Raw genomic sequence first — 14655 nt, 5'->3', positions numbered from 1 at the left:
CATGGCAAAAACGGACAACACCACCCGCGGCCTCATCCCGCTCCCGCAGACCGCAGCCCGAGGACTCATCGCACTCGGCGCCATCGGCACCATCGCCAGCACCTTCATGTCCTGGACCTGGACCTCCGACTTCCCCGGAGACCTCACCTACTACGGCTCCCCCGCCGGACTCCAGGTCCTCGCACTCGTCGCCGGCGCACTCACCCTGCTCTACGCACTCACCTGCTGGGACATACGCGGCCTGCGCTGGCTCAACCCCGCCTACGCCACCGCACCCGTCGTACTCGCCGCCGGCTCCGCCTTCGCCGTCAGCTGGTTCACAGCCATCGCCATCGCCGTCGACCTCAACGGCCTCGCGAACCTCGACCCCGGCGCCTACATCGCCGCAGTCGCCTCGCTCGCCGCCCTCCTCGGCGCCCTCGCCCTGCCCAGCCCCGGCGACACCGCCAAGGACTGGATCAGCAAGCCCGCACACATCCCCCCGGCAGGCACACTCCCCGCCTGGGGCGAACGCCTCGTCATCACCATCGGCACCGCACTCGGCCTCCTCGTCTTCACCTACGGCATCGGCGTCGACAACGAAGCCAGCGAAACCTTCCTCGGCTTCCTGCTCCTGGTGATCCTCGGCGCCTGGGCACTCTTCGCCGCCGGCCTCTTCGAGCGCTTCTCCCAACTCAACGCCCGGCACAAGGGATTCGCGACCTCCCTCGCCTTCCTCGCCGCAGCGCTCTTCCCCTTCGTCGAGCAGAACGAACACAACGCCAACCTCGGCGTGAACATCCTCGTCGTCGCCACCGTCGCCCTCGGCCTCAACATCGTCGTCGGCCTCACCGGCCTCCTCGACCTCGGCTACGTCGCCTTCCTCGGCGTCGGCACCTACGCCTCCGCCCTGGTCTCCGGCTCCGAGTTCTCCCGGTTCGCAGGCGTCCAGTTCCCCTTCTGGGCCGCCATGCTCACCGGCATGGGCGCATCGCTCGTCTTCGGCGTCCTCATCGGCGCCCCCACCCTGCGCCTGCGCGGCGACTACCTCGCCATCGTGACCCTGGGCTTCGGAGAGATCTTCCGCATCGCCGTCAACAACATGGACGGCTCCTCCGGACCCAACCTCACCAACGGCCCCAACGGCATCACCATGATCCCGGACCTGAACCTCTTCGGCTTCAACCTCGGGACACCCCACGACATCGGCTCACTCACCGTCGGCCGATTCGCGAACTACCTCCTGCTGATGCTCGTCATCACCGGAATCGTCGTCGTCGTCTTCAACCGCGCAGCCGACTCACGCATCGGCCGCTCCTGGATCGCCATCCGCGAAGACGAAACCGCAGCAACCGCCATGGGCATCAACGGCTTCCGGGTCAAGCTCATCGCCTTCGCACTCGGCGCCTCACTCGCCGGCCTCGCCGGCACCGTCAGCGCCCACGTCGGCTACAGCGTCACCCCGGCCCCGTACCAATTCGCCGGCTCCGTACCGCCCAACTCGGCCTTCCTGCTCGCCGCAGTCGTCCTCGGCGGCATGGGCACCGTCAGCGGCCCCATCCTCGGCGCCAGCCTGCTCTACCTGCTCCCCGAGAAACTGACCTTCCTCAAGAACTACCAGCTGCTCGCCTTCGGCATCGCCCTCATCCTCCTGATGCGATTCCGCCCCGAAGGCATCATCGCCAACCGGCGCCAGCAGCTCGAATTCCACGAGACAGGCCAACTCGACATCCCCGAACAAGGCCTTCCCGACTCCACCGTCGGCGTCACCAAGGCAGGGGCATAACCCACATGACCACCACCACAGCCCCCAGCCCCATCCTCGAAGCCAGCGGCGTCACCATGCGCTTCGGCGGCCTCACCGCCGTACGCAACGTCGACCTCACCGTCAACAGCGGCGAGATCGTCGGCCTCATCGGCCCCAACGGCGCAGGCAAGACCACCTTCTTCAACTGCCTCACCGGTCTGTACGTCCCCACCGAGGGCAAGGTCGCCTACAAGGGCACCGTCCTCCCCTCCAAGCCCCACCTGATCACCAGCGCCGGCATCGCCCGCACCTTCCAGAACATCCGGCTCTTCGCCAACATGACCGTCCTGGAAAACGTGCTCGTCGGCCGCCACACCCGCACCAGGGAAGGCCTCTGGTCGGCCCTCCTGCGCGGCCCCGGCTTCAAGAAAGCCGAAGCCCAATCGCACGAACGCGCCATGGAACTCCTGGAGTTCACCGGCCTCGCCGCGAAAGCCGACCACCTCGCGCGCAACCTCCCCTACGGAGAACAGCGCAAGCTGGAAATCGCCCGCGCACTCGCCAGCGAACCCGGCCTCCTCCTCCTGGACGAGCCCACCGCCGGCATGAACCCCCAAGAGACGCGCGCCACCGAAGAGTTGATCTTCGCGGTACGCGACCAGGGCATCGCCGTCCTCGTCATCGAGCACGACATGCGCTTCATCTTCAACCTCTGCGACCGCGTCGCCTGCCTCGTACAAGGCGAAAAACTCGTCGAAGGCACATCGGACGTCGTCCAGAGCGACGAACGCGTCATCGCCGCCTACCTCGGCACCCCCTTTGAAGGCGCCCCCGGCGCCGAAGAAGCCGCCGAAGTACAAGCAGCAGCCGACGCGGCAAGCACCGAAGGAGACACCAAGTGACCGCTCTCCTCGAAGTCGAGGACCTCAGGGTCTCCTACGGCAAAATCGAAGCCGTCAAGGGCATCTCCTTCAGCGTCGAAGCCGGCCAGGTCGTCACCCTCATCGGCACCAACGGTGCGGGCAAGACCACCACCCTGCGCACCCTCTCCGGACTGCTCAAGCCCACCAGCGGCAAGATCATCTTCGAGGGCAAGCCACTCACCGGCATCCCCGCACACAAGATCGTCGCCCTCGGCCTCGCCCACTCCCCCGAAGGCCGGCACATCTTCCCGCGCCTCACGATCGCGGAAAACCTCCAACTCGGCGCATTCCTCCGCACCGACAAGGACGGCATCGAAAAGGACATCCAGCGCGCCTACGACCTCTTCCCCATCCTCGGGGAACGCAGAAAGCAGGCCTCGGGCACCCTCTCCGGCGGCGAACAGCAGATGCTCGCCATGGGCCGCGCGCTCATGTCCCAGCCCAAGCTGCTCATGCTCGACGAGCCCTCCATGGGCCTCTCCCCGATCATGATGCAGAAGATCATGGAGACCATCGTCGAGCTCAAGGCCTCCGGCACGACCATCCTCCTGGTCGAGCAGAACGCCCAGGCCGCACTCTCCCTCGCGGACCAGGGCCACGTGATGGAGATCGGCAAGATCGTCCTCTCCGGAACCGGCCAGAACCTCCTGCACGACGAGTCCGTCCGCAAGGCGTACCTCGGCGAGGACTGACCCTCCCCCTCGTACGCCGAAGGGCCCGCACCGAGAGGTGCGGGCCCTTCGCGCTGTACGCCTCTGCTACTCGCCCTTCGCGGCCTTCTTCTCCTCGGCGTCCTCGATGACCGCCTCGGCAACCTGCTGCATCGACAGGCGCCGGTCCATCGACGTCTTCTGGATCCACCGGAACGCGGCGGGCTCAGTCAGCCCGTACTGCGTCTGAAGGATCGACTTCGCGCGGTCGACCAGCTTGCGGGTCTCCAGGCGGAGCGTGAGGTCGGCGACCTCGGTCTCCAGCGCCTTCAGCTCCGAGAAGCGGGACACTGCCATCTCGATGGCGGGCACGACGTCGCTCTTGGAGAACGGCTTCACGAGGTACGCCATCGCCCCGGCGTCCCGCGCCCGCTCCACGAGGTCGCGCTGCGAGAACGCGGTGAGCATCAGCACGGGGGCGATGGACTCCTCCGTGATCTTCTCGGCGGCGGAGATCCCGTCCAGGATGGGCATCTTCACATCGAGGATGACGAGGTCGGGCTTGTGCTCCCGGGCGAGCTCGACGGCGGTCTGGCCGTCACCGGCCTCGCCTACGACCGCGTAGCCCTCTTCTTCGAGCATCTCTTTGAGGTCGAGGCGGATGAGGGCCTCGTCCTCAGCGATGACGACACGGGTCGTCAGCGGCGGGACGTGCGACTTGTCGTCGTCGGACGCGTCGACGGGCTGGGGCGACTCGGGGGCGGTCACGGGGGCGCTCCTTGGTAAGGCAGGGCGGGGGTACTGCTCCCCATGAGCCTACCTAGCTGCGGTAAGGTGGTCGCACGGCGGGTGGCCGTAAACCTTTCTTTTAAAGGAAGCCCCGGTAGCCCAGCGGAAGAGGCGATGGATTCAAAACCCATACAGCGTCGGTTCGAATCCGACTCGGGGCACTTTTCCTAGGATTCCAAGGTCACCAAGAAAGCGGATGTTCACGTTCTCGTGAACATCCGCTTTCTGCTACATGCGGCCACTGTCAATCACGCAGAGTGTCTGCATGTACGAGATCAGTACGCGCGAGCGGGCCCTGGCCATGGTGGCTCAGGGCCGCAGCATGAACTCCGTCAGCAAAGAGATCGGGATATCCCGAGCCGCGATCCGCTCCTGGCAGACCCGGATCGAGCCTCTGCACAGAGGCACCAGTTGCCCTAGATGCCAGGATCAGCCGGCCCTCCCAGATCACCCGGATACGTACGCCTACCTCCTCGGCCTCTACCTCGGCGACGGCTGCATCAGCCCGCTCCGGGGCGTGTACTCCCTGCGTATCGCCTGCGCCGACGCATGGCCTGGGCTCATCGACGCCTGCGCAGAGGCCATACAGACCCTCCGTCCCGACAACAAGATCTGCCGCGTCCAGCGCCAGGGCTGCCAGTACGTCACCGGATACAGCAAGCACTGGCCCTGCCTCTTCCCGCAGCACGGTCCGGGCAAGAAGCACGAACGCACGATCGCCCTCGAACCTTGGCAGCAGGAGATCGTGACCACCCACCCTTGGGAATTCATCCGCGGCCTCATCCACTCCGACGGATGCCGGATCACCAACTGGACCGAGAAGGTCATAGCGGGCGAGCTGAAGCGCTACACGTATCCGCGGTACTTCTTCACCAACCTGTCGGCCGACATCACCACCCTCTTCACCGACACCCTGGACGGTGTCGGCGTGCAGTGGCGTCGGGCGAACTGGCAGAACATCTCCGTTGCCCGGAAAGCGTCCGTCGCCCTCATGGACCTACACGTAGGACCCAAGTACTGACCGGGCAATGTGACGGGTCACAACCCCCCATCGCCCCACCAGGGACCGTCACCAAATCTCCTTGGAAACCTTGACCCGCGCGTACCCTCACTGCGATCTTCGCCGGACATACCCGTGTCGCGATCATCGTCCGAAGAGGTACGCATGACTCCCCTGAACCGCCGTGGCTTCGTCGCAGCTGCCGCAGGAGCCGCCGCTGCGGCCGTCGCCGTGAGCCCGGAGGCCTACGCCGCCTCCGCGAGACCCCAAGGGGCAGCTGCCGCCGGTGTGGAGAGCGCGACTGGCGGCGACAGCTTGGACTTCGGTGACACCGCCGACTTCGCCAACGCCGACAAGGGCTTCATCGCCGCCCTGACCCCCGGCGTCGTGAAGAACGCCGCCGGCAAGGTGGTCTGGGACAACGACGCGTATAAGTTCCTTGAGGGTGACGCACCCAAGACCGCCAACAAGAGTCTGTGGCGGCAGGGTCAACTCGCCTCGAAGCAGGGGCTGTACAAGGTGACCGACCGGATCTACCAGGTCCGTGGGCTCGACCTCTCGAACATGACGATCGTCGAGGGCGACACCGGCATCATCGTCATCGACACCCTGATCTCCGCCGAGACCGCCGCCGCCGCGCTCAAGCTCTACCGCGACAACCGTGGCGACAAGGCCGTGACCGGCGTCATCTACACGCACCCGCACGTGGATCACTTCGGTGGTGCGTACGGCGTGCTGCCCAATGGTGCCGGCAGCGTCCCTGTGCTGGCCCCTGAGGGCTTCATGGACCATGCCGTGTCCGAGAACGTCTACGCAGGTACGGCGATGACGCGTCGCGCCTCGTACATGTACGGCGCACAGCTGCCCAAGTCCGCTGCCGGGCAGATCGGTTGTGGTCTCGGGCAGAACGTTTCGCTCGGTTCGGTGGGGCTGATCGCGCCGACGAAGTTCGTCACGAAGACCGGTCAGGTCGAGACGATCGACGGGGTGAAGATCGTGTTCCAGATGACGCCGGGGACCGAGGCGGCCGCGGAGATGAACTTCGTCTTCCCCGATCTGCGTGCGGTGTGCATGGCGGAGAACGCGACGCACACGATGCACAACATCATCACGCTGCGTGGTGCGCAGGTGCGTGATGCCCGGATCTGGTCGCATTACCTCAACGAGACGATCACGTTGCTCGACGGTGCGGTGGATGTGGCGTTCGCGCAGCATCACTGGCCGACGTGGGGTGGTGAGGAGATCACTGATCTGCTGACGCAGCAGCGTGATCTGTATGCGTACATGCATGATCAGACGCTGCGGATGATCAATGTCGGGATGACGGGTGCGGAGATCGCGGAGGCGATCACGTTGCCGCCGGCGTTGGAGGGGTGGGCGAACCGTGGGTATTACGGTTCGTTGTCGCACAACGTGAAGGGTATTTATCAGCGGTACATGGGCTGGTTCGATGCGAATCCGGCGCATCTGTGGTCGCATCCGCCGGTGGAGGAGTCGAAGCGGTATGTGAAGGCGCTGGGTGGTCGTGGGGCGACGGTGGCGCGGGCGTTGCTGTTTGTGCATGAGGGTGATCTGCGGTTCGCTGCGACGCTGTTGAACCATGTGGTGTTCGCCGACCCCACCTACACTCCGGCGAAGCGGGAACTGGCCAAGGTGTACACGAAGTTGGGTTATGCCACGGAGAATGCGGTGTGGCGCAACTTCTATCTGACGGGTGCGATGGAGTTGACCGATGGGGTGAAGCCTGCCGAGTCGAACACCACGGGGCCGACGATGCTGATGGCGTTGTCGGTGGATCAGCTCATCGATTCGGTGGCGATTCGGATCAATGGTCCGAAGGCGTGGGATCTGAAGCTGTCGATGGACTGGAGTTTTCCGGCGCTGGGTGCGGTGTGGCATCTGACGTTGCAGAATGGGGTGTTGACGTATCGCAGTGATGCGAAGGCGGACCCGGGCGCGGGTGTGACGTTGACGATGACCAAGCCGCAGTTGTTGTCTCTGCTGGGTGGTGCGGGGCTCGGGGACATCAAGGTGGTGGGTGATGTGACGCTGTTGCAGAAGATGCTGGCTGTCGTAGAGAAGCCGGATCCGAATTTCGCGATCGTCACACCGTAGGTCGCAAGCCAGGAGGGGCCCTTCCGTTCAGGTGGAGGGCCCCTTCTCTGTTGTTACTTGGGGCTGTCGTCCTCGCCGATGTGGTGGACGCGGACCATGTTGGTGGAGCCTGCGACGCCGGGCGGGGAGCCTGCGGTGATGACGACGATGTCGCCCTTCTGGCAGTGGCCGTACTTGAGGAGGAGTTCGTCGACCTGGGCGACCATTTCGTCGGTGGATTCGACGCGGGGTCCGAGGAGTGTTTCCACGCCCCAGGTGAGGTTGAGCTGGGCGCGGGTGGCGGGGTCCGGGGTGAAGGCGAGGAGCGGGATGGGTGAGCGGTAGCGGCTGAGGCGTTTGACGGTGTCGCCGGACTGGGTGAAGGCGACGAGGTATTTGGCGCCGAGGAAGTCGCCCATTTCGGCGGCTGCGCGGGCTACCGCTCCGCCTTGGGTGCGGGGCTTGTTGCGTTCGGTGAGGGGCGGGAGGCCCTTGGCGAGGACGTCCTCTTCTGCCGCCTCCACGATGCGGCCCATGGTCCTGACCGTCTCGATGGGGTATTTGCCGACGCTGGTTTCGCCGGAGAGCATCACGGCGTCCGTTCCGTCGATGACGGCGTTGGCGACGTCGCTTGCTTCGGCGCGGGTGGGGCGGGAGTTGTCGATCATCGATTCGAGCATTTGGGTGGCGACGATGACCGGCTTCGCGTTGCGCTTGGCGAGCTTGATGGCGCGCTTCTGCACGATCGGGACTTGTTCGAGGGGCATTTCGACGCCGAGGTCGCCGCGGGCGACCATGATGCCGTCGAATGCGGCGACGATGTCTTCGATGTTCTCGACCGCTTGGGGTTTTTCGACCTTGGCGATGACGGGGAGGTGGCGGCCTTCTTCTTTCATGATGCGGTGGACGTCTTCGATGTCGCGTCCGCTGCGTACGAAGGAGAGGGCGATGATGTCGGCTCCGGTGCGCAGCGCCCAGCGCAGGTCGTCGATGTCCTTTTCGGAGAGGGCGGGGACGGAGACGGCGACGCCGGGGAGGTTGAGGCCTTTGTGGTCGGAGACCATGCCGCCTTCGACGACGGTGGTGTTGACGCGGGGGCCGTCGACGCTGGTGACTTCGAGGGCGACTTTGCCGTCGTCGACGAGGATGCGTTCGCCTGCGGTGACGTCGGTGTGGAGGCCGTCGTAGGTGGTTCCGCAGGTGTGGCGGTCGCCGGGGGTGCCTGGTTCGACGGTGATGGTGAAGTGGTCGCCGCGTTCAAGGAGTACGGGGCCTTCGGCGAAGCGTCCGAGCCGGATCTTCGGGCCTTGAAGGTCGGCGAGGATTCCGACGCTGCGGCCGGTTTCCTCGGAGGCTTTGCGGACGCGCTGGTAGCGCTCCTCGTGTTCGGCGTAGGTGCCGTGGCTGAGGTTGAAGCGGGCGATGTCCATTCCGGCTTCGACCAGTGCCTTGATCTGGTCGTATGTGTCGGTGGCGGGGCCCAGGGTACAGACGATCTTTGCTCGGCGCATGGTTCGAGCCTAGGGCTTACCGGTGGGTAGGGAATTGGCTGTGCATGACTACTCAACAACCTTTGCGTGAAGGGTTATTGACAAGTGTTGAATTGTGCGCAGGGGTGCTCTGATGAGCATTGCGTGGTGGGGTTTCAGAGTTTTGGCGGGGTCATGGTGAAGCGTGCGGTGACCTGGGCGTAGACGGTCTGGCGTTGGGGTTCGAGGTCGAGTGCGGGGGCCGCGGTGTCTTCGGCGGCGCCGCCGAAGGACTGGCGGGTGTACGCGCCGGGGGGCATGGCGGCGGCAGGGTGAGCGTTTTCGATTCCCTGGTCGGCGAGTTCGAGGAGTGCGCTGAGGTCGGAGCCGAGTGCGGCTGCGTATTCACGGGCTCGGGTGACGGCTTCTGTGACTGCTTGGCGGCGGGCTTCGCCGTGGGCGGGTGAGGTGGGGCGCAGGGACCACCAGGGGCCGTCGACGCGGGTGAGTTCGAGGTCGGCGAGGCGGGTGGTGAGTTCGCCGAGGGCGGTGAAGTCGTTGAGTACGGCGGTGATGCGGACGCGGCCGTGGTGGGCGCGGATGCGTTCGCCTCGGCCGTGGGCGGTGAGTTCGGGGGTGATGGAGAAGCCTCCGGACTCCAGCTTTTCGACTGCTTCGCCGTAGCTCTTGGTGAGTTCGAGGACGGTGTTGTTGCGTCGGGTGAGGTCTTCGAGGGCTGTTCTGCGGTCTTTGCCGCGTGCGCTGACGGTGATGGTGAGGGTGGCGGTCTCGGGATCCACTTCGTGGGTGGCTTCACCGCGGACGGTGACGAGGGGGGTTTCTGGGGTTCCGGCCATGGGTTCAGCTTGGCACCGGGGTCTGACGTCTGGGAGTCATCAGATCGAAACCTGTAAGGGGTGTTGCTGTGTGGGGTTGCCGGGTCAGAATCTACGCGCGTTGCGAAGTCAAGAGCTGCTCAAGAGGGGGCAAAATGCCGCTGAATCGTAGGACGTTCCTGGGTACGTCGGCCGCTGTCGGTGCGGGTGCCGCGATCGCCGGGGGTACGGCGGTGCCGGCCGAGGCGCACGAGCACGGTCACGGGCGTCCGCCGAAGCGGTACTCCTTCACCGTGATGGGGACGACCGATCTGCATGGAAACGTCTTCAACTGGGACTACTTCACGGACAAGGAGTTCGACGACAAGGCGCACAACGACGTCGGTCTGGCGAAGATCTCGACGCTGGTGGACCAGGTCCGTGCGGAGAAGGGCCGCCGCAACACTCTGATGATCGATGCGGGTGACACGATCCAGGGCACGCAGCTCTCGTACTACTACGCCAAGGTCGACCCGATCACGGCGAAGCACGGTCCTGTGCACCCGATGGCGCAGGCGATGAATGCGATCGGGTACGACGCCGCGGCGCTCGGCAACCACGAGTTCAACTACGGCATTCCGGTGCTGCGGAAGTTCGAGGAGCAGTGCGACTTCCCGCTGCTCGGTGCGAACGCGCTGGATGCGAAGACGTTGAGGCCGGCGTTCGCCCCGTACTTCATCAAGCGGGTCCGTACTCCGCACGGTCCGGATGTGAAGGTCGCGGTCCTGGGTCTGACGAATCCGGGTATCGCGATCTGGGACAAGGCCAATGTGAGCGGGAAGATGGTGTTCCCGGGTCTTGAGGAGCAGGCGGCGAAGTGGGTGCCGAAGCTGCGGTCGATGGGTGCGGACGTGGTGATCGTGTCCGCGCACTCGGGGTCGAGCGGCACGTCGTCGTACGGTGACCAGCTGCCGTACATCGAGAACGCGGCGGGTCTGGTGGCCGAGCAGGTGCCCGGCATCGATGCGATTCTCGTGGGGCATGCGCACACGGAGATTCCCGAGTATTTCGTGGAGAACAAGGCGACGGGCAAGAAGGTCGTGCTGTCGGAGCCGTTGAAGTGGGGGCAGCGGCTGACGCTGTTCGACTTCGATCTGGTGTGGGCGAAGGGCCGTTGGTCGGTGGAGAAGGTCGGCGCGCAGGTGCTGAACTCCAACGCGGTGGCCGAGGACCCGAAGATCACGAAGCTGCTGGTGGACGAGCACAGGAAGGTCGTGGCGTACGTCAACCAGGTGATCGGTACGTCGACGGCGGCGATGACGACGGCCGAGGCGGCGTGGAAGGACGAGCCGATCATCGATCTGATCAATGTCGTCCAGGCGGAGACGGTGAAGGCGGCTCTGGCGGGTGGCGAGTATGCGGCGCTGCCGGTGCTTTCGCAGGCGTCGTGTTTCTCGCGTACGGCGCAGATCCCGTCCGGGAATGTGACGATCAAGGACGCGGCGGGTCTGTATCCGTTCGAGAACACCCTGGAGGCACGGCTTCTGACGGGTGCTCAGCTGAAGGACTATCTGGAGTTCTCGGCGCGGTATTACGTGCAGACGCCTGCGGGTGGTGTGGTGGACACGTCGAAGCTGACGAATGCGGACAACACGCCTGACTACAACTACGACGCGGTGTCGGGTCTGACGTACGAGATCGACATCGCGAAGGCGGCGGGTGCCAGGATCGTGGGTCTGTCCTTCGGGGGGAAGGCGATCGATCCGGCGGCGCAGTTCGTGCTGGCGGTGAACAACTACCGGGCGAGCGGTGGCGGCAACTTCCCGCATGTGCCGGGTGCCAAGCAGCTGTGGGCGAACTCCGAGGAGATCCGTAACACGATCATCTCGTGGGTGAAAGCGAAGGGGTCGGTGGATCCGTCGGCGTTCGCTTCGGTGGACTGGAAGCTGACGCGGGACGGTGTGCCGGTCTTCTAGGGCGTGCATGTGTGGGGGCTGTCCGGGTTCGTTCCGTTCCGGGCAGCCCCCTTTTTTCATGTGCGTTCGGCGAGCGGGACGAGGCCTTCGTGGCGCTGTGGGGGCAGTGCTTTTTCGCGGTCTAGGCCGAAGCTGGTGAAGGCGGTGCGCCTGGGGAGCGGGTAGGGCTCTTTGCCGGTGAGGGAGTTGAGGATGGTGGCGCTGCGCCACGCGGCGAGGCCGAGGTCGGGTGCGCCGACGCCGTGGGTGTGGCGCTCCGCGTTCTGTACGTAGACGGAGCCGGTGACCGACGGGTCGAGGATGAGGCGGTAGTCGGCGTCGATGCGGGGGCGTTCGGAGGAGTCGCGGCGCATGTAGGGGTCGATGCCGGCGAGCATGCCGTCGACGGAGCGTTCTCTGTAGCCGGTGGCGAGAACGACGGCGTCGGTGGTGAGGCGGGAGCGGGTGGACTGCTGGGCGTGTTCGAGGTGGAGTTCCACCTTTGTCGCGCCTACGCGGCCTGCGGTGCGGACGGAGACGCCGGGGGTGAGGGTGGCGTCGGGCCAGCCGCCGTGCTGGGTGCGGCGGTAGAGCTCGTCGTGGATGGCGGCGATGGTGTCGGCGTCGATGCCTTTGTGGAGCTGCCACTGCTGGGGGACGAGCTTGTCGCGTACGCCTTCGGCCAGGTGGTGGAAGTAGCGGGTGTAGTCGGGGGTGAAGTGTTCCAGGCCGAGCTTGGAGTACTCCATGGGGGCGAAGGCTTCGCTGCGGGCCAGCCAGGTGATTTTTTCGCGGCCTGCGGGGCGGGCGCGGAGCAGGTCGAGGAAGACTTCGGCGCCGGACTGTCCTGAGCCGATGACGGTGATGTGTTCGGCGCCGAGGATGCGGGTGCGGTGTGCGAGGTAGTCGGCGGCGTGGACGACGGGGACGGTGGGGGCTTCGGCGAGGGGTTTGAGGGGTTCGGGGATGTAGGGCTCGGTGCCGACGCCGAGTGCGAGGTTGCGGGTGTAGGCGCGGCCCAGGGCTTCGGCTTCGCCGTCGGCGTCGAGTTGGGTGAAGTCGACTTCGAACAGGGCGCGTTCGGGGTTCCAGCGGACGGCGTCGACCTGGTGGCCGAAGTGGAGTCCGGTGAGGTTTTCGCTGACCCAGCGGCAGTAGGCGTCGTATTCGGTGCGCAGGATGTGGAAGCGCTCGGCGAAGTAGAAGGGGAAGAGGCGCTCGCGGGCCTTGAGGTAGTTGAGGAAGGTCCAGGGGCTTGCGGGGTCGGCGAGGGTCACCAGGTCGGCGAGGAAGGGGACTTGGAGGGTGGCGCCTTCGATGAGGAGGCCGGGGTGCCAGTGGAAGGCGGGGCGCTGTTCGTAGAAGGTGGCGGCGATCTGGCCGTGTACGCCGTCGGCGAGGGCGGCGAGGGAGAGGTTGAAGGGCCCGATTCCGATGCCTACCAGGTCGTGGGGCTGGTCTTCGTGTGGTTGCTGGGCGGTCATCGGGGGGTGCTTCCTTCCAGGAGTTTGAGGAGGGTCGTCAGGTCGCCGGTGGTGGTGTGGGGGTTGAGGAGGGTGGCTTTGAGCCAGAGGCGGCCGTCGGGGGTGCGGGCGCGGCCGAGGACGGCGCGGCCTTCGGTGAGGAGGGTGCGTCTGAGGGTGGCGAGGGTTTCGTCGTCGGCGGTGGTGGGGCGCAGGAGGACGGTGGAGATGGTGGGGTGTTCGTAGAGCTCGAACTCGGGGTGTTGTTCGGTGAGTTGGGCGAGTTCGGTGGCGCGTGCGCAGGTGCGGTCGACGAGGTCGGCGAGTCCGTCGCGGCCGAGTGCGCGCAGGGTGACGGCGATTTTGAGGATGTCGGGTCGTCTGGTCGTACGGAGGGATCGGCCGAGGAGGTCGGGGAGGCCGGCTTCGGTGTCGTCGTCGGCGTTGAGGTAGTCGGCGGTGTGGCCCAGGGGGTGCAGGCGGGCGGGGTCGGCTACGGCGACGATGCCTGCGGCGGCGGGCTGCCAGCCGAGTTTGTGGAGGTCGAGGGTGACGGAGTGGGCGCGGTCGATCCCGGTGAGTTTGGGGCGGTGGGTGGGGCTGAAGAGGAGGGGGCCGCCGTAGGCGGCGTCGATGTGGAGTTCGGCGCCGTGGGTGTCGCAGAGGTCGGCGATGTCGGGGATGGGGTCGATCTGGCCGGTGTCGGTGGTGCCTGCGGTGGCGACGACGAGGAGTTGGGGGTGGAGGTCGGTGAGTGCGGCGTCGAGGGCGGCGAGGTCCATGGTGCCGGTGGGGGCGGGGACGGCGACGGGTTCGGGGAGGCCGAGGAGCCAGGCGGCGCGGTGGAGGGAGTGGTGGGCGTTTGCGCCGCAGACCACTTGGACGGGGCCGTGGAGTTCGCGGGCGAGGAGGAGAGCGACCTGGTTGGACTCGGTGCCGCCGGTGGTGATCAGGGCGTCGGCGGCGGGGTGTTGGGGGTAGACCTCGGCGGCCAGGGCGGCGGTGACGAGCGTCTCGATCTCTGAGGCGGCGGGGGCCTGGTCCCAGGAGTCCATCGAGGGGTTGAGGGCCGATGCGGCGAGGTCGGCTGCGGTGGCGAGTGCGAGGGGCGGGCAGTGCAGGTGTGCGGCGCAGTGGGGGTCAGCTGGGTCGGCGGCGCCTTCGGTGACGGCGGTGACCAGGGTGCGCAGGGCTTCTTCGGCGCCGGTGCCGGTGGGAGGCAGCACGGGGTGGACGGCGGCGCGTACCCGGGCTGCGGTGTGCCAGGGGCCTCCGGCGGGGAGGGGGCCGCTGCGGGCTACGGCTCCGTCGTACAGCGCGTCGAGCACGGTGGTCAGGAGGGGGCGTAGGGCGGCCGGCCCTTCGATGCCACCGGAGAGGGGCGGGGTGTTCATGCGGGGTGTCGTCCTTCGGGTGCGCGTGGGCAGGCTTCACCAGCCTGACCGGAGATCAGATGGTGCGCCTGCACAGCACAACGAGCTCGACCCGAAAGTGGTACTGCCGTGCGGTGTGCGGGGGTTGGAGCGGGGGTGGGTGGTATGGGCGGGCGGGGGTGGTTCGCGGCCGCGGGCCGGGGGTGCGTTTGGCCGTGGGCGGCCGGGCAGGGTTCGCGGCCGCGGGCCGGTGGGTGGGCGCTCGCCTTCGGCGGGCATCTTTCTCCCACCCGCCCGCCCGTTCATGGGGGCGGGCAGGGCGATCTCCCGGCCGTGGGCGGTCGGGCGCGTGTCTGCGGCGCACCTGGGCCCGGGCTCCCGAGGGTGGGGCCATGAGA

11 protein-coding genes and 1 tRNA gene are annotated in these 14655 nt (G+C 66.5%); 7 read left to right on the top strand and 5 right to left on the bottom strand.

Translation table 11 applies throughout. The features are described 5' to 3' along the window. The first annotated feature begins 1 nt into the window (after window position 1). The 3 genes from AB0H78_RS31825 to AB0H78_RS31815 are packed head-to-tail and all read left to right on the top strand — an operon-like array spanning window position 2 to window position 3341. Window positions 2-1765, top strand: coding sequence for a branched-chain amino acid ABC transporter permease (locus tag AB0H78_RS31825; RefSeq protein WP_363238166.1), 1764 nt, complete (start codon window positions 2-4; stop codon window positions 1763-1765). 5 nt (window positions 1766-1770) lie between these two features. Further along, a complete protein-coding gene (locus AB0H78_RS31820) occupies window positions 1771-2628 on the top strand; it encodes an ABC transporter ATP-binding protein (RefSeq protein WP_363238165.1) in 858 nt (285 codons plus the stop codon). Then, complete coding sequence (locus AB0H78_RS31815; RefSeq protein WP_363238164.1) at window positions 2625-3341, top strand: ABC transporter ATP-binding protein; 717 nt, start codon at window positions 2625-2627, stop codon at window positions 3339-3341. The genes AB0H78_RS31820 and AB0H78_RS31815 overlap by 4 nt, the downstream gene beginning before the upstream one ends. A 66-nt stretch (window positions 3342-3407) precedes the next feature. Here AB0H78_RS31815 and AB0H78_RS31810 read toward each other — a convergent pair whose 3' ends face one another. Further along, entirely contained in the window at window positions 3408-4067 is a 660-nt protein-coding gene (locus AB0H78_RS31810; protein WP_363238163.1) for a response regulator, read from the bottom strand. A 109-nt stretch (window positions 4068-4176) separates the two neighbouring features. On the opposite strand from AB0H78_RS31810, the gene AB0H78_RS31805 reads away from it, so the two are divergent. The 3 genes from AB0H78_RS31805 to AB0H78_RS31795 all read left to right on the top strand — a co-directional run bounded on the left by AB0H78_RS31805 (window position 4177) and on the right by AB0H78_RS31795 (window position 7203). Beyond that, window positions 4177-4249 (top strand) — tRNA-Leu (locus AB0H78_RS31805). Between the two features lie 104 nt (window positions 4250-4353). Further along, on the top strand, window positions 4354-5109 hold the full coding sequence (locus AB0H78_RS31800) for a helix-turn-helix domain-containing protein (RefSeq protein WP_363238162.1): 756 nt from the start codon (window positions 4354-4356) through the stop codon (window positions 5107-5109). 144 nt (window positions 5110-5253) lie between these two features. Continuing rightward, window positions 5254-7203: an alkyl sulfatase dimerization domain-containing protein gene (locus tag AB0H78_RS31795; protein ID WP_363238161.1), complete on the top strand. Its 1950-nt coding sequence runs from the start codon at window positions 5254-5256 to the stop codon at window positions 7201-7203. Between the two features lie 53 nt (window positions 7204-7256). Here the strand turns inward: AB0H78_RS31795 and pyk are convergent, their stop codons facing one another. Both pyk and AB0H78_RS31785 read right to left on the bottom strand, forming a co-directional pair. Continuing rightward, window positions 7257-8693 (bottom strand): pyruvate kinase, encoded by a 1437-nt coding sequence (gene pyk, locus AB0H78_RS31790; RefSeq protein ID WP_363238160.1) that lies wholly within the window; start codon window positions 8691-8693, stop codon window positions 7257-7259. Window positions 8694-8827: 134 nt separating this feature from the next. Next, window positions 8828-9508 (bottom strand): SIMPL domain-containing protein, encoded by a 681-nt coding sequence (locus AB0H78_RS31785; RefSeq protein ID WP_363238159.1) that lies wholly within the window; start codon window positions 9506-9508, stop codon window positions 8828-8830. A gap of 134 nt (window positions 9509-9642) precedes the next feature. Between AB0H78_RS31785 and AB0H78_RS31780 the strand changes: the two genes are divergently transcribed. Then, window positions 9643-11442, top strand: a complete 1800-nt coding sequence (locus AB0H78_RS31780) for a 5'-nucleotidase C-terminal domain-containing protein (RefSeq protein ID WP_363238158.1) — start codon at window positions 9643-9645, stop codon at window positions 11440-11442. Window positions 11443-11498: 56 nt separating this feature from the next. On the opposite strand, the gene AB0H78_RS31775 is transcribed toward AB0H78_RS31780, so the two are convergent. Both AB0H78_RS31775 and AB0H78_RS31770 read right to left on the bottom strand, forming a co-directional pair. Next, window positions 11499-12905: a SidA/IucD/PvdA family monooxygenase gene (locus tag AB0H78_RS31775; protein ID WP_363238157.1), complete on the bottom strand. Its 1407-nt coding sequence runs from the start codon at window positions 12903-12905 to the stop codon at window positions 11499-11501. Continuing rightward, complete coding sequence (locus tag AB0H78_RS31770; protein WP_363238156.1) at window positions 12902-14278, bottom strand: aminotransferase class V-fold PLP-dependent enzyme; 1377 nt, start codon at window positions 14276-14278, stop codon at window positions 12902-12904. Before AB0H78_RS31770 ends, AB0H78_RS31775 begins: the two co-directional genes overlap by 4 nt. Window positions 14279-14655: the final 377 nt, after the last annotated feature.

It is taken from the genome of Streptomyces sp. NPDC050738 (assembly GCF_040654175.1).
In the GTDB taxonomy this organism is placed as follows: domain Bacteria; phylum Actinomycetota; class Actinomycetes; order Streptomycetales; family Streptomycetaceae; genus Streptomyces.
Note: the sequence above shows the minus strand (reverse complement) of the source record. Positions and strands in the feature narration are given on the sequence as shown.